The 13,101-nt window shown below is 74.4% G+C and carries 14 protein-coding genes and 7 tRNA genes; 13 read left to right on the top strand and 8 right to left on the bottom strand.

The genetic code is table 11. The features are described 5' to 3' along the window. Position 1: 1 nt before the first annotated feature. From HKK73_RS09015 to HKK73_RS08995, 5 genes are all read right to left on the bottom strand, one after another. Positions 2-982 carry a phosphatidylinositol mannoside acyltransferase gene (locus HKK73_RS09015; RefSeq protein ID WP_171467839.1) on the bottom strand — a complete coding sequence of 327 codons (981 nt, stop codon included), beginning with the start codon at positions 980-982 and terminating at the stop codon, positions 2-4. Beyond that, positions 982-1,650 carry a phosphatidylinositol phosphate synthase gene (gene pgsA, locus HKK73_RS09010; protein WP_061267246.1) on the bottom strand — a complete coding sequence of 223 codons (669 nt, stop codon included), beginning with the start codon at positions 1,648-1,650 and terminating at the stop codon, positions 982-984. The genes HKK73_RS09015 and pgsA overlap by 1 nt, the downstream gene beginning before the upstream one ends. Further along, positions 1,650-2,288 carry an HIT domain-containing protein gene (locus HKK73_RS09005; RefSeq protein ID WP_371810610.1) on the bottom strand — a complete coding sequence of 213 codons (639 nt, stop codon included), beginning with the start codon at positions 2,286-2,288 and terminating at the stop codon, positions 1,650-1,652. The genes pgsA and HKK73_RS09005 overlap by 1 nt, the downstream gene beginning before the upstream one ends. Before the next feature lie 6 nt (positions 2,289-2,294). Continuing rightward, positions 2,295-4,325: a threonine--tRNA ligase gene (thrS, locus tag HKK73_RS09000; RefSeq protein ID WP_081599789.1), complete on the bottom strand. Its 2,031-nt coding sequence runs from the start codon at positions 4,323-4,325 to the stop codon at positions 2,295-2,297. A gap of 127 nt (positions 4,326-4,452) precedes the next feature. Then, entirely contained in the window at positions 4,453-4,668 is a 216-nt protein-coding gene (locus tag HKK73_RS08995; RefSeq protein ID WP_031316353.1) for a hypothetical protein, read from the bottom strand. Positions 4,669-4,850: 182 nt separating this feature from the next. Here HKK73_RS08995 and HKK73_RS08990 point away from each other — a divergent pair, with 182 nt between their 5' ends. The 4 genes from HKK73_RS08990 (at position 4,851) to HKK73_RS08975 (ending at position 8,290) form a co-directional block, all read left to right on the top strand. Further along, the gene (locus HKK73_RS08990; RefSeq protein WP_171467838.1) at positions 4,851-5,318 is read left to right on the top strand and encodes an XRE family transcriptional regulator; all 468 of its coding nucleotides are present in this window, start codon (positions 4,851-4,853) and stop codon (positions 5,316-5,318) included. Then, complete coding sequence (locus HKK73_RS08985; RefSeq protein ID WP_085388009.1) at positions 5,311-5,721, top strand: hypothetical protein; 411 nt, start codon at positions 5,311-5,313, stop codon at positions 5,719-5,721. Before HKK73_RS08990 ends, HKK73_RS08985 begins: the two co-directional genes overlap by 8 nt. After that, positions 5,718-6,806 (top strand): hypothetical protein, encoded by a 1,089-nt coding sequence (locus HKK73_RS08980; RefSeq protein ID WP_171467837.1) that lies wholly within the window; start codon positions 5,718-5,720, stop codon positions 6,804-6,806. Before HKK73_RS08985 ends, HKK73_RS08980 begins: the two co-directional genes overlap by 4 nt. A gap of 599 nt (positions 6,807-7,405) precedes the next feature. Next, a complete protein-coding gene (locus tag HKK73_RS08975; RefSeq protein WP_171467836.1) occupies positions 7,406-8,290 on the top strand; it encodes a hypothetical protein in 885 nt (294 codons plus the stop codon). A 73-nt stretch (positions 8,291-8,363) separates the two neighbouring features. Here HKK73_RS08975 and HKK73_RS08970 read toward each other — a convergent pair. From HKK73_RS08970 to HKK73_RS08960, 3 genes are all read right to left on the bottom strand, one after another. Beyond that, positions 8,364-8,435: transfer RNA gene (locus HKK73_RS08970), tRNA-Val, on the bottom strand. A 54-nt stretch (positions 8,436-8,489) separates the two neighbouring features. Further along, complete coding sequence (locus tag HKK73_RS08965) at positions 8,490-9,410, bottom strand: aminotransferase class IV (protein WP_171467835.1); 921 nt, start codon at positions 9,408-9,410, stop codon at positions 8,490-8,492. Further along, entirely contained in the window at positions 9,407-10,450 is a 1,044-nt protein-coding gene (locus HKK73_RS08960) for a chorismate-binding protein (protein ID WP_371810609.1), read from the bottom strand. The genes HKK73_RS08965 and HKK73_RS08960 overlap by 4 nt, the downstream gene beginning before the upstream one ends. 239 nt (positions 10,451-10,689) lie before the next feature. Between HKK73_RS08960 and HKK73_RS08955 the strand changes: the two genes are divergently transcribed. From HKK73_RS08955 to HKK73_RS08915, 9 genes are all read left to right on the top strand, one after another. Beyond that, positions 10,690-10,762: transfer RNA gene (locus HKK73_RS08955), tRNA-Gly, on the top strand. 48 nt (positions 10,763-10,810) lie between these two features. Then, positions 10,811-10,881 (top strand) — tRNA-Cys (locus tag HKK73_RS08950). A gap of 22 nt (positions 10,882-10,903) precedes the next feature. Continuing rightward, positions 10,904-10,975, top strand: a tRNA-Val gene (locus HKK73_RS08945). A gap of 159 nt (positions 10,976-11,134) precedes the next feature. After that, positions 11,135-11,207, top strand: a tRNA-Gly gene (locus tag HKK73_RS08940). Positions 11,208-11,261: 54 nt separating this feature from the next. Beyond that, positions 11,262-11,332, top strand: a tRNA-Cys gene (locus HKK73_RS08935). A gap of 14 nt (positions 11,333-11,346) precedes the next feature. Then, positions 11,347-11,421: transfer RNA gene (locus HKK73_RS08930), tRNA-Val, on the top strand. 51 nt (positions 11,422-11,472) lie between these two features. Then, on the top strand, positions 11,473-12,357 hold the full coding sequence (locus tag HKK73_RS08925) for a hypothetical protein (RefSeq protein ID WP_144723152.1): 885 nt from the start codon (positions 11,473-11,475) through the stop codon (positions 12,355-12,357). A gap of 45 nt (positions 12,358-12,402) precedes the next feature. Further along, positions 12,403-12,726: a DUF2277 domain-containing protein gene (locus HKK73_RS08920; RefSeq protein ID WP_034653086.1), complete on the top strand. Its 324-nt coding sequence runs from the start codon at positions 12,403-12,405 to the stop codon at positions 12,724-12,726. A 56-nt stretch (positions 12,727-12,782) separates the two neighbouring features. Next, positions 12,783-13,097 (top strand): hypothetical protein, encoded by a 315-nt coding sequence (locus tag HKK73_RS08915; RefSeq protein ID WP_332306497.1) that lies wholly within the window; start codon positions 12,783-12,785, stop codon positions 13,095-13,097. Positions 13,098-13,101: the final 4 nt, after the last annotated feature.

The following is a 13,101-nucleotide window of genomic DNA, read 5'->3' as shown; positions in this document are numbered from 1 at the left end:
CTCATGCGGCACGCTCCGCGTCCGGGGCCGGCTCGCCCGCCGCGGCGCGCGTGCGCGCGTAGCGCTCGGGGTCGAGGTCGTCGACGAACACCTTCTGGAGCATGTGCCAGTCCTGCGGGTGCTCGCGGATCGCGACGCTCAGCGCGTCGACCCAGGACTGGGTCGCCGCGGCCACCCGCTGGGCGCGCGGGACGTCCATGGCGATCTCGACGCGCGGGAAGAAGCGGATGACCAGGCCCCAGGGCGAGCCCGCGGCCCGGCGCCGCTCCCCGCGCAGGCGCTCGTAGAAGATGCCGGCCGGCACGAGCGGCGCGCCCGTGCTCACGGCGAGCGCCGCAGGCCCGGCCGCGACCCGCGCCCGCTCGCCGAAGAGGTCGACCTCGATGCCGCGGTGGGTGAGGTCGCGGTCGGCGAGCAGCGGGATGATCTTCCCCGGCCGGCTCGCGCCGCGCACGAGGTCGCGGAAGACGTCGCCGTCGCCGAGCGCGAGGATCTCGAGCCCGAGCCCGGTGCGGAACGCGAGGAACTCCTCGAACAGCTCGTCGGGCTTCAGCCGCTCCGCGACCGTGAGCACGGGCGCGATGTGCGGGGTCGCGTACGCGCCCGCGAGGTCCCAGTTGCCCTGGTGGGACAGCGCGAGCACCGGGCTCCGGTCGCCGTCGAGGTGCTCGGCCAGGTTCTCGTACCCGACGAGCCGCACGCGCGCCTCGACCTGCTCCGGCGTCCAGGCCGGGAGCGTGAAGGCCTCCCGGTAGTACCGCATGTACGACCGCATCCCCGCGCGCGACAGCCGGCGCAGGGCGCGCGGCGAGAGCCCGGGCCGGACGCGCGCGAGGTTGCGCTCGAGCTGGCGCACTCCCCCGCCGTGCACGAGCCACGTCACGTCGGCGATCGCGTCGAACAGCCCGCGCAGCAGCGGGTCAGGCACCTTGCGCGCGTTGCGCCAGGCGAACGTGAACGCCTTGCCGGCGTCGAGGGCCATCAGCGACCGTCCTCCGTGTCGTCGGTCCGGGAGGCGCTCGCGGAGAGGGCGAGCGCCTGGCGGCGCACCGTCGCGACGCGCTGCACGACCGTCACCGCGCTCGCGAGCGCGAGCAAGCCGAGCACGACGACGAGCACGACGGGCGGCAGGCCCAGGCCGACGAGCCCGGCGGCGACGAGGGCCGCGACGAGGCGGTCGGCGCGCTCGGCGATCCCGACCTGCGCGGTCATGCCGACGCTCTCGGCTCGTGCCCGTGCGTACGGCACGACGGCGCCGAGCGCGAGGCACGCGAGCGCGACGACGGTCCCCCACGCGGCGAGGTCGGGCGTGAGCCGCGGGTCGTCGGCGCGGACGAACCACAGCGTGAGCCCGACGAACACGGCGGCGTCGGCGAGCCGGTCGAGCGTCGAGTCGAGGAACGCGCCCCAGGGGCCCGACCGGCCGGCGCGGCGCGCCATGACGCCGTCGAGCACGTCGGCGAAGGCGCAGACCATGACGACCATGACCCCGGCGAACAGGTGGCCCGTGGGGAAGAGCCACAGCGCGCCGACGACGACGCCGAGCGTCCCCGTGACGGTCACCGCGTCCGGGCTCACCCCGACGCGCAGGAGGAACGCGGCGAGCGGCGTGAACAGGCGCGTGGTGAGCGCGCGCAGGCGACCGAACATCAGGCGTCGTCCCCCTCGCCGGTCGTCGGCCAGGCGGCCGCGAGCCGCGCCCGCGTGTCGGCGAGCAGCTCCGGCACGGCCTTCGTCTGCGCGACGATCGGCAGGAAGTTCGCGTCCCCCGCCCAGCGCGGCACGACGTGCTGGTGCAGGTGCGCGGCGATGCCCGCGCCCGCGACCGCGCCCTGGTTCATACCGAGGTTGAAGCCGTCGGGCGCGGACACCGCGCGCACGACCCGCATGGCGGTCTGCGTGAGGTGCGCGACCTCGACCGTCTCGGCCTCCGTGAGGTCCGTGTAGTCGGACACGTGCCGGTACGGCACGACCATGAGGTGGCCCGGGTTGTACGGGTAGAGGTTGAGCACGACGTACGCGGTCCGGCCGCGCGCGACGATCAGTCCGTCCTCGTCCGTGCGGTCCGGCACGCGGCAGAACGGGCACTGGCCGCGCGAGTCGTCCGCGGGCTTGTCCTGCCCGCCGATGTACACCATGCGGTGCGGCGTCCAGAGCCGGTCCAGGCCGTCGTCGAACCGTGGGTGCGCGTCCGGCGTCTCGACCGTCGCACCGGTCGCGGGGTCGGGTGCGGCGCCCGGCGCGGCCTCGTCGGCCGCGCCGGGCGCCCCCGTGCGCTCGTCGCTCACGCGCCGTCAGACCTGGACGCGGTCGCGCACGGCGGAGACGATCCGCTCGACGGCCTCGGCGACGGGCACGCCGTTGTCCTGGCGGCCGTCGCGGTAGCGGAACGACACGGCGCCCGCCTCGGCGTCCTCGCCGCCCGCGATGAGGACGAACGGGACCTTGCGCGTGCTCGCGTTGCGGATCTTCTTGCCGAACCGGTCGTCGGAGTAGTCGACCTCCGCGCGGATCCCCTGTGCCCTGAGCTGCGCGACGACGTCGGCCACGTAGTCGTTGAACGGCTCCGCGACGGGGACCGCCACGACCTGGACGGGCGCGAGCCACGCGGGGAACGCGCCGGCGTAGTGCTCGACGAGGATGCCGAAGAACCGCTCGATCGAGCCGAACAGCGCGCGGTGGATCATCACGGGACGCTGGCGCGTGCCGTCGGACGCCGTGTACTCGAGCTCGAACAGCTCCGGCTCGAAGAAGTCGAGCTGGATCGTCGAGAGCTGCCACGTGCGGCCGATCGCGTCCTTCGCCTGGACCGAGATCTTGGGGCCGTAGAACGCCGCGCCGCCCGGGTCGGCGACGAGCTCGAGGCCCGACTCCGTCGCGACCTGGCGCAGGACCTCGGTCGCCTCCTCCCACGTGGCGTCGTCGCCCACCGACTTCTCGGGGTCGCGCGTCGACAGCTCGAGGTAGAAGTCGTCGAGCCCGTAGTCGCGCAGGAGGTCCAGCACGAAGGAGAGCAGCGAGCCCAGCTCGTCGCGCATCTGCTCGCGCGTGGTGTAGATGTGCGCGTCGTCCTGCGTGAAGCCGCGCGCCCGCGTGAGCCCGTGCACGACGCCCGACTTCTCGTAGCGGTACACCGTGCCGAACTCGAACAGCCGCAGCGGCAGCTCGCGGTACGACCGCCCGCGCGAGCGGTACACGAGGTTGTGCATCGGGCAGTTCATCGGCTTGAGGTAGTAGTCCTGGCCCGCCCGCTTGACGTTGCCGTCGTCGTCGAGCTCCTCGTCCAGGTGCATCGGCGGGTACATGCCGTCGGCGTACCAGTCGAGGTGGCGCGACGTCTGGAACAGGTTCGCCTTGGTGATGTGCGGCGTGCTGACGAACGAGTAGCCGGCCTCGACGTGCCGCTTGCGCGAGTACTCCTCCATCTCCATGCGGATCGTCGCGCCGTTGGGGTGGAACACGGGCAGGCCCGAGCCGATCTCCTCCGGGAAGGAGAACAGGTCGAGCTCGTTGCCGAGCCGACGGTGGTCGCGCCGCTCCGCCTCCGCGAGCCGCTCGAGGTACGCCTTGAGCTCGTCCTTCGTCGGCCACGCCGTGCCGTAGATGCGCTGGAGCTGCGGGTTCTTCTCGCTGCCGCGCCAGTAGGCCGCGGCCGAGCGCATGAGCTGGTAGCCGTTGCCGATCAGGCGCGTGCTCGGCAGGTGCGGGCCACGGCACAGGTCCTTCCAGACCACCGTCTCGCTTTCGCGCCCGGCGCCGCGCACGTTGTCGTAGATCGTCAGCTCGCCGCCGCCGACCTCGACGTTCGCGCCCTCGGTGTCGTCCGCGGTGCCGGAGCCCTTGAGCCCGATGAGCTCGAGCTTGTACGGCTCGTGCGCGAGCTCGGCGCGCGCCTCGTCCTCGGTGACCACGCGGCGGCGGAAGGTCTGGCCCTCCTTGATGATGCGCGACATCGCCTTGTCGAGCGCCTTGAGGTCCTCGGGGGTGAACGGCGTCTCGACGTCGAAGTCGTAGTAGAACCCGTCCGTGATCGGCGGGCCGATGCCCAGCTTCGCGTCCGGGTTGACCTGCTGGACGGCCTGCGCGAGCACGTGCGCGGCCGAGTGCCGCAGCACCGCGAGGCCGTCGGGCGAGTCGATCGTCACGCCCTCGACCACGTCGCCGTCCGCGACGGGCGTGTCGAGGTCCTTGAGCTCCCCGTTCACGCGGATCACGACGACGTCGCGACGCGACGCGAACAGGTCCGTGCCCGTCGTGCCCGTCGTCACCGTGGTCTCCTCCGCATCGAGGGTGATGGTGAGTGGTGACGAGACGACGTCAGACACGTCCGTGCTCCGTTCTGTGGCGGGAGGCGCGCGCGGCGCCCGGTCAGGTCCCCCGGCGCCGGGGCGTCCCCGACAGCACGAAGGGCGCCGTCGTGGACGGCGCCCCTCGATCGTACCGACCCGCAGGTCAGTCGTTGGCCTTCTTCGCCTTCTCGGCGAGGGTGTCGACGTGCCGGTCGACGGAGTCCGGGGCGACCGACTTGATCTTTCCCGCGACCTCGTCGATGCGCTCGTCGGTCATGAACTCCTTGGCCTTGTCGATGCGCTCCTCGGTCATGAACTCCTTGGCCTTGCCGAGGAGGTCGCCGAGTCCGCCCCGGTCCTTCGGTGTCTGCTCGCTCATACCGGCTCCCTCGGGGGTCGTGGTGCGCGCGTCCCGCGCCGGGCGGCGGCCGTCCCGCGCCCGCACGAAACGCTACCCGGCGGCACCACGCCGCGCGACGGGGCACGGGCAGCGGCCACGACCCGCGTGACCCGCCGGCCCGGACCGGCGCACGCACGGTCCGGGCCTGCCAGAATCGGCCCATGGACGACGACGTGGCACCCGGGGAGCGCACCGCGCGCGTCTTCCGGCACCGGCTCAACGAGCTCTTCGCGCGCGGCCGCGGCGGGCGTCCCGTGACCAACAGGGAGGCCGCCCACTGGATGACGGAGCGCGGCTACTCCATCAACGAGGCGTACCTCAGCGCCCTGCGCGGCGGGCACCGCTCGTCGCCCAGCCTGCGCGTCGTCGAGGGCATCGCCGCCTTCTTCAACGTGAGCACGGGCAGCCTCGTCGACCCCGAGGAGAGCCCCGACGACCGCCTGCGCGCCGCGCTCGCCGACGAGGGCGTGGAGCAGTTCGCGCTGCGCGCCCAGGGGCTGTCCCCCGAGAACGTCCGCGCCATCATCGAGATCGTCGACCGCGTACGGAGCCTCGAGCACCTCCCACCCGTGGCACCGCCCGGCACGCCCCACGGGCACCCTCCTGCCCCGGAGGCCGACCATGGATGACCTCCTGCGCGCCGCAGGGCTCGACCGCGCCCGCAGCATCGAGGAGGCGTGCCGCCTCGTCGCCGCGGCCCGCGGCAAGCCGCTCGAGGTCGTCGAGGGCGACCTCGGCCCCGGCGTCACCGGCCTGTGGCTCGCGTTCCCCGAGCGCGACCTCGTCCTCGTCGACGCCCGCCAGACGCTCCCCGGACCCCACCGCGACCACGTCGTCGCGCACGAGCTCGTGCACGTGCTCGACGCGATCCGCCCCGGCCCCGCTCCGGGCCCGGTCCCCACCGGGTGCCGCGACGTGCACGACGACCCCGCCGAGCAGCGCGTCGAGCGCCTCGCGAGCGAGCTGATGATCTCCATCGCGTCGCACGGGAGCTCGGCCGCACGCCTCACGTCCCTCGAGCTCTACCGATGAGCCACGTGCTCGACCTCCTCGCCACGACCCTGTTCGTCACCGCCGCCACATGGACGGCGCTGCGCGCCCGCACAGGCACCGACGCGGCTCTCCCGCTCGGCCTCGCGTTCGTCGCGGTGGCGTCAGCGCTGCGGGTCCCGGCCGTCGCCGAGCTCCTCAAGACGCACGCCCCCGGCGGCACGCACGAGGTCGCCAAGCACGTCGCGCTCGTCGCCGGGTGCCTCTTCGTCGGCGTGTGGGCGTACAGCACGACGACCGGGCACGCGCCACGGACGCGGCACGTGGCGCTCGCGGCCGGTCTCGTCGGCGGAGCGATGGTCGCGCTCGCGGTCGCGAGCGGGCCGTGGACGACCCTCGACCTCGACGCCCAGAGCTCCGGCCGGCCGCTCATGTGGGTGTACCGCGCGCTGTACTACGGCGCGTTCGTGGCGGCGACCGCGACGTTCGCCGTGTCGTGCGTCCGCACGCGCTCGCGCCGCCCCGTGCGGCTGCGGTGGGGCATGGACGTCGCGGCGGCCGGGGCGGTCGTCGCCATGGTGTGGGCCGTCCTCAGCTTCGTGGCCGCGCTGCTGCACGAGCCCGGCAGCGCCGAGCCGTACCTCGTCCTCGGCGTGCGCACCCGGTACCTCGTGCTCGCGGCGAGCGTCCTGCTGACGGTCGGGATCGTGGGCCAGCTCGCGTCGTCGGCGGCGTTCGCCCGCGAGCGCCGTCGCGATCTCGGGCACCTGCACGCCTTCGTCGCGGCGACCGTGGGCGGCGGGGGCCTCCCCGGGTCCAGCGCGGCGGTGGACGAGTACCACCGGACCATCGAGATCTTCGACGGCCTCGCCGCGCTCGCGCTGCACTCACGTCGGGACGACGTCGACCACGTGCGCGTCGTCGTCCCCGGCAGCCCGCGCGAGGTGATCCTCGCCTACCAGCTCCAGCTCGCGGCGGCGCGGCGGGCCCGGGGTGACGCCCCGAGCGTCGACCCGGACGACTGGTCCGACCTGCTCGCGGACGACGACGCGCTGCGTCGGCTGGGCCGCGCGCTGCGCGACCGGACGAGCACGGAAGGGACGGCCCGCGTCCTCGCGGGCGTCTGAGCCCGCCGGGCCCGACGCCAAGCTCCCCCTGCGCGCTTGCCCCCGCGCCGGGCCTCGGCGGGCGGGCTCAACCTACAGACAGACGCACGGGGGCGCAACGTGCCTCACAGTTGAAATCTCAACGGTCCCGAGGTGTCCATGAAGGACGACTCGGAACGCGGATTGCTCGCGACGACACCGCCGGGGCGACGACGCCCGGGGCGGCGTCCACGACGACCGGCGACCCCTCCGTGCCCCCTGCGCACGGAGGAGGAGCGACGTCCGCACGACCCCTCGAGGACCGGCAGGACGACCACCGGGACCGTCACGGCAACGCTGCGGCGGGTGTGCCCGGTGGCGCGGACCGCCTTCACCGGTCCTGCGAGCACTGTGCCCGGCAGCGGGGCACCGTGCAGGCTGGGCGCTCGTCCAGGATCTGTCGCGCGCCGCCCGCCTCCCCCGGGACGAGGGCATCCGGGGGAGCACTTTGCCCCGTTTCGTCATGGACGATCCCCCCTGCACCGGGGTGCTCGGCGGTGCGGAGCGGCGTCAGATTTCACCCGCTCGACGTGCGCCGGCTCCCGGGTGTCACGTGCGCCACGGTTCACTACCGTCTTCCCATGACGGGAGCGGAACGCACCGAGCGGAAGGCGCTGCTCACCCAGGTCCTCGGGGGGCTCGCGCTCGCGGTCCTCGCCGGGTGCGCACCCGCCCAGCAGACCTGGGCGGAGACGATGGAGCAGGTCGACGGAGTCGCGTCGGTGGAGTACGAGTTCCGCGACAACCAGCTCGTCGGGCCCGACGACCACGAGGCGATCGTCCGGCTCGAGGACGACCTCGGCGCCGAGCAGGTGCGCCGCCTCGTCGAGACGAGCTGTGCGCGCGACGCGCCCCTCACGCGCCTCACGCTCACCACCGCGGCACCGGACACCGACGAGGCCGGGTCGGTGACCCTCCAGAACGCGGCGCCGTACGACAGCGCGTGCCTCGCCGAGGAGACGGTGGCCGGGTTCGCCGCCGCGAGCACCGCGATGGGTCGTCTGCTGCCGGGGTACGACGGCGACTTCTCCTCGCCGGGGTTCACCGCGGGAGCGGCGCCCTCCCCCGACGACCCCGACCGCGCGCTCGTCGTCGTGACGACGTCCGCCGAGCGCGCCCGCCTGCTCGACGCGCTCCGCGCGCTCCACGACGAGGGCACGGCGCTGCCGCTCCGTTACGTGGGGTGGTGGGACGAGGACCGCGACCCGGGCACCTCGGCGACGAGACCTCTGGTGGCAGACCTCTCGCCCGACGCGGACATGGCGGTCCTGGCACCGTTGATCCGCGGGGCGTTCGAGCTCGGCGTGGACGACGTCGAGGTCACGGACCGCGCGATCACCGTCGCCCCGCCGCCCGGCGCCGTCCCGGACGCCGCCGCGTGGCAGCACCTGGCCGACCAGGCCGCGGGAGCCGGCGTCGGGCTGGAGGTCAGGTCGCCGAGCGAGCCGGACGCCACGACCGGCTGACTCCTGACGACCGCCGACGGCCCGGGACACGAAAGAGGCCGCCTCCGCGGGTGCGGGGACGGCCTCTGCTCGGTGGGCGATACTGGGTTCGAACCAGTGACCTCTTCGGTGTGAACGAAGCGCGCTACCACTGCGCCAATCGCCCGAGTGCGTGGTCGATACTAGCCTGAAACGGACCGGATCGAAAAACCGGCCGCCCTCACGGGTCGAGACGCTCGCGACGACGCCGCTCGAACAGGTCTCGCGCCGCCACGGAGAGCTCCCCCGCGGCCACGTCCGCGCCGTCGAGCCAGGTCACCGGCTGGACGTTGCGCACGGAGCCCGTGAGCAGCAGCGCCGACTCCCCCGCGGTCACCTCGTCGAGCACGGCGAACGGGAGCTCGCCGGGACGCGCCTCGCGCGCGGGCAGACCGTCCTCCGCGGCCCACTCGAGCAGCAGCTCGCGCGTGATGCCCGCGAGGCAGCCCGAGGACAGGGGCGGGGTGACGAGCTCGCCCCCGCGCTCGACGAAGACGTTTGCCCCGGTGCCCTCGCACAGGTCGCCGGTCGTGTTCGCGAGGAGCGCCTCGTCGCCGCCCTTGCCCACGGCGTCGGCGAGCGCCACGACGTTCTCCGCGTACGACGTCGTCTTGAGCCCGGCGACGGCGGAGCGCTCGTTCCGGGTCCAGGGCGACCGCACCGCGCGGCCGGCGGGACGGATGACCGCGGGGCCGACCGCGACGACGACGGTCTGCTCGCCAGGGGTGCGCCCGGACCCGAGCGGCCCGACGCCGGCCGTCACCGTGATGCGCAGCCGGCCCACCGGCCCGGCGCCGGCACGCGTGCGCGCGTCCGCCTCGGCGAGCACCGCCTCGACGCCGTCGAGCACGCGGCGCTCGTCCGGCGCGTCGAGGCCGAGCCCGGCGGCGGACCGCGCGAGCCGGCGCAGGTGGCGCGTGAGTGCGAAGGCCCGGCCGTCGAACACGGCGCACGTCTCGAACACGCCGTCCCCGACGGTCACGCCGTGGTCGACCGCGCTGAGCGCGACCTCGCCGGGCGCCACGAGGCGCCCGTCGGCCCAGATCACGAGGTTCTCGGTCGTGCTCGCGGACGTCGGTGTCGTGGCGGCAGGGGTGCTCATGGCTCCAGTGTGCCCGAGGCGAGGCCGACGAGGCGGCGCGCCTTGAGCTCGGTCTCCTCCCACTCGCGCGCGGGGTCGCTCCCCCAGGTGATCCCGGCGCCCGTGCCGAAGCGCAGGACGCCGTCGGACCACCAGAAGGTGCGGATCCCGACGGCGAGCACGGCCTCGTCGCCGTCGACCCAGCCGACGGCGCCGCAGTAGGGGCCGCGCGGCACGGGCTCCAGCGCGTCGATGATCCGCAGCGCGGACGACTTGGGCGCCCCGGAGACCGACGCCGGCGGGAAGGTGGCCTCGAGCAGCGCGGGCCACAGCGCGGCCGACCCCGCGAGCCCGGCGCGCAGGCGTCCTGTCACCGTGCTCACGAGGTGCACGAGACCCGGGTGCTGCTCGACCGCGAGGAGGTCCGTGACCTCGACGGTCCCCGGGTCGCACACGCGCTGGAGGTCGTTGCGCACGAGGTCGGTGATCATGACGTTCTCGGCCCGGTCCTTGGCCGTGAGCCCCGCGGGGGTGGGCGCGGTGCCCTTGATGGGTCCGGACGTCACCGCGCCGCCCGCGACGCGGAGGTACAGCTCGGGCGAGGCGCTGACGACCCACACCGGGTCGACGCCGGACCCCGCCGGCACGTGGAGGACGCCCCCGTAGGGAGCGGGGTTGCCCCGGGCGAGACGACGCGCGAGGGCCCGGGCGTCGGGCTCGCCGTCGCCCGGCCCGACGAGCGGGGCCGCCAGCACGCGGCAGACGTTCGCCTGGTAGACCTCGCCCTCCCGGACCTCGTCGCGCACGTGCGCGACGGCGGCCTCGTAGCCGGCCCGGTCCAGGGAGCTGCGCCACGCGGTCGGTTCCGGCCCGCGCCACGGGGCGGCCCGGGCTCCCGCGGGCGTCGCCCCGTCCAGGTCCGACGGGGCGAGCCGCTCGGCGAACCGCCACGCGCGCGCCCGGCCGCCGCGGGCGTGGTCGTCGAAGTCGGCGACCACGAACCACGGCCCGTCGTCGGCCAGCCGCTCCGGCTCGCGCCGGAGGTCGACGCACTCGAGCACGCCGCTCGCGGCGCGCCCGGCGAAGCGAGCGAACCCCGGCGCGGGTGTTCTCCCAGGTCCTGGCACGGGACCACGCTACCCAGGGCACGCCCTCCGCCCGGACCCCGGCCCCCGAGCACCGACCGCGGGCTCGGCGGGGCCGGTTGGACGCCGGACGCGAACGTGGACTAATGTCTGGGACGCGCCGGAACGCCGGAGGGCCGGGGGAAACGCTCCCCGAAGCTCCAGGGTCCGGCCGCGCGGATGTGGCTCAGTTGGTAGAGCATCACCTTGCCAAGGTGAGGGTCGCGGGTTCGAGTCCCGTCATCCGCTCGGAGGCCCACCCTCCTGCCGCCCTCGTGGTGGCGGAGGGCAGGTCGCGGTGGAGTGGCCGAGAGGCGAGGCAGCGGCCTGCAAAGCCGTATACGTGGGTTCGAATCCCATCTCCACCTCGCAAACAGCACCACCCCTCTGGGGCGATTGGCGCAGCGGTAGCGCGCTTCCCTGACACGGAAGAGGTCACTGGTTCGATCCCAGTATCGCCCACGAGCACGACGTGAGAGGCCGCCCCGGCACCGTCCGGAGCGGCCTCTCTCGCGCCGACCATCGCCTGGACCGGATGCACGGGTCCGGGCGGAAGTCGGCTAGTATGTGCTTCGCGCCGATCACCACGGGGCTCGTGAGAGCCCTCGACGGATCGGCCGCGCGGATGTGGCTCAGTTGGTAGAGCATCACCTTGCCAAGGTGAGGGTCGCGGGTTCGAGTCCCGTCATCCGCTCGGAGGCCCACTCTCTGGCCCGCTCCCCCGGGAGCATGAGAGGACGCGTCTCAAGGTGGAGTGGCCGAGAGGCGAGGCAGCGGCCTGCAAAGCCGTATACGTGGGTTCGAATCCCATCTCCACCTCGTATGCAGCACCCGGGCGATTGGCGCAGCGGTAGCGCGCTTCCCTGACACGGAAGAGGTCACTGGTTCGATCCCAGTATCGCCCACCACTCGAAGGCCGTCCCGGCGCCGGGGCGGCCTTCGTCGTCTACTCTCGGCGCATGCCCGACCAGCGCCCCGCCCACGACGTCCTGCCGCTCGGCGCGGCCCCGCGTCCCACGACCGCCCCCGAGCTGCTCGCACGCCTGCGGCCGGCCGTCCTCGACGCGCTGGGCCCCGAGGTCGAGGGCACGGCGGCCGTCCGGCTCGACGCCGACCTCGAGGGCGCGGACGTCGCTCGCCTCGACGTCGACCTCACGGGTGTCCGGGTCCGCGTGGGGGCGGACCGGCCCGCCTCCTCGTCCGGGCGCAGCACCTCCCCGACGGTCGACGTCGAGCACGTCCGCTCGCGCGAGGACGCGGTGGTGCGCCGGCTCCGGGTCGACGCGCACCCGCTCCTGGTCGACGACGTCCCCGTGGACGTCACGGCCGAGATCGAAGGACTGCGCTTCCGCTGGGTCGAGGGCGCCGACGGGTCGCTCGCCGTCGAGGGCGTCGAGCCCGACGACGCCGCGCCCCTCGGCGGGCACGTCCGCGTCTCGGCCCCGCGCGAGGCGGTCCTCGCCACCGCCCGGAGGATCGTCGCCACCGAGCTGCAGAACATCGGTCTCACGCTGGCCTCGCTCGACGTCGACCTCGTCGCGACGGGGCCGCGCACGGTGTCGCTCCAGGCGTTCGCCCGCGTGCGCAAGGGGCTGCTCTCGGCGAGCGTGCGCGCGACCGGCACCGCCGAGGTCGACGCACGCATGGTGCTCACCGTCCGCGACCTCGAGCTGTCGAGCCGCAACCCCGTCGTCGCGGCGCTGCTCGTGGTGGCCCGCGGCGAGCTGGCGAAGGTCGAGGGGCGCCACGTCGACCTCGCGGCCGACCTGCCACCGGGGGTGCGGGTGGCGGACGTGCGGGTCGAGGCGGGCGAGCACCTCGCGGTGACGGCCCGGCTCGCCTGACCCCGGTCTCTTGTGGCGCTCCTCACACACACGTAGCGTCGAGGCATGTGCCGGAACATCACGACCCTGCGCGGCCTCGAACCGCCCGCGACCGACGAGGAGATCGAGGCGGCCGCGCGCCAGTTCGTCCGGAAGGTCACGGGCATCCAGCGCACGAGCGCCGCGACCGAGGAGCCGTTCGAGCGCGCGGTCGACGAGGTGACCGCGATCGTCGCGCGCCTGCTCGACGAGCTGCCCGAGCGCCGCAACCCGCCGACGACGGTCCCGCCCCTGCGGCGCGAGGAGGTCCGGGCGCGCATCGCCGCCCGCGAGGCCGCCGAGCGCGAGCACGAGCGGGCGCACGCGCTCGGGATCGCGCACACCCACTGAGACGGGCCGCGACGGCGGGTGCGGCGAGGTCCCGTCGGCGTCTAGGCTCGGAACCCGTGAACGACGCACCCGCCTCGCCCCCGCCCCAGGCCGACCGGCCCGAGCCCGTGAGCGCGACCATGCGCCGCGCCAAGGCGGACGCGCGGTCGGAGCACGTGACGATCGGGCAGGTCCGCGAGGACGCCGCCGGGCGGGTCACCATCGACTGCTCGTGCGGCATGCCGCTCACCAACGGTCCCGACTGGACCGTCGACGAGCACATCCGCCTGCACCGGGCCGAGGCGCGCTACCTCGCCCTCAGCGCCGTCGCCCCCGCGGGGATGCCGCGGCTCATCGCGGTCGACGCCGACCGCCTGCCGCGCGTCGACTGAGGGG

The sequence above is a fragment of the Cellulosimicrobium sp. 72-3 genome, from assembly GCF_013127315.1.
Lineage (GTDB): Bacteria > Actinomycetota > Actinomycetes > Actinomycetales > Cellulomonadaceae > Cellulosimicrobium > Cellulosimicrobium funkei.
This window is presented reverse-complemented; position numbering and strand designations above follow the sequence as displayed.

Bases quoted from the DNA above. Each gene is read 5' to 3' on its own strand.
- HKK73_RS09015 (WP_171467839.1), bottom strand. From the start codon at position 982: ATGGCCCTCGACGCCGGCAAGGCGTTCACGTTCGCCTGGCGCAACGCG.
- pgsA (WP_061267246.1), bottom strand. From the start codon at position 1,650: ATGTTCGGTCGCCTGCGCGCGCTCACCACGCGCCTGTTCACGCCGCTC.
- HKK73_RS08995 (WP_031316353.1), bottom strand. From the start codon at position 4,668: ATGAGCGAGCAGACACCGAAGGACCGGGGCGGACTCGGCGACCTCCTC.
- HKK73_RS08990 (WP_171467838.1), top strand. From the start codon at position 4,851: ATGGACGACGACGTGGCACCCGGGGAGCGCACCGCGCGCGTCTTCCGG.
- HKK73_RS08985 (WP_085388009.1), top strand. From the start codon at position 5,311: ATGGATGACCTCCTGCGCGCCGCAGGGCTCGACCGCGCCCGCAGCATC.
- HKK73_RS08980 (WP_171467837.1), top strand. From the start codon at position 5,718: ATGAGCCACGTGCTCGACCTCCTCGCCACGACCCTGTTCGTCACCGCC.
- HKK73_RS08975 (WP_171467836.1), top strand. From the start codon at position 7,406: ATGACGGGAGCGGAACGCACCGAGCGGAAGGCGCTGCTCACCCAGGTC.
- HKK73_RS08965 (WP_171467835.1), bottom strand. From the start codon at position 9,410: ATGAGCACCCCTGCCGCCACGACACCGACGTCCGCGAGCACGACCGAG.
- HKK73_RS08925 (WP_144723152.1), top strand. From the start codon at position 11,473: ATGCCCGACCAGCGCCCCGCCCACGACGTCCTGCCGCTCGGCGCGGCC.
- HKK73_RS08920 (WP_034653086.1), top strand. From the start codon at position 12,403: ATGTGCCGGAACATCACGACCCTGCGCGGCCTCGAACCGCCCGCGACC.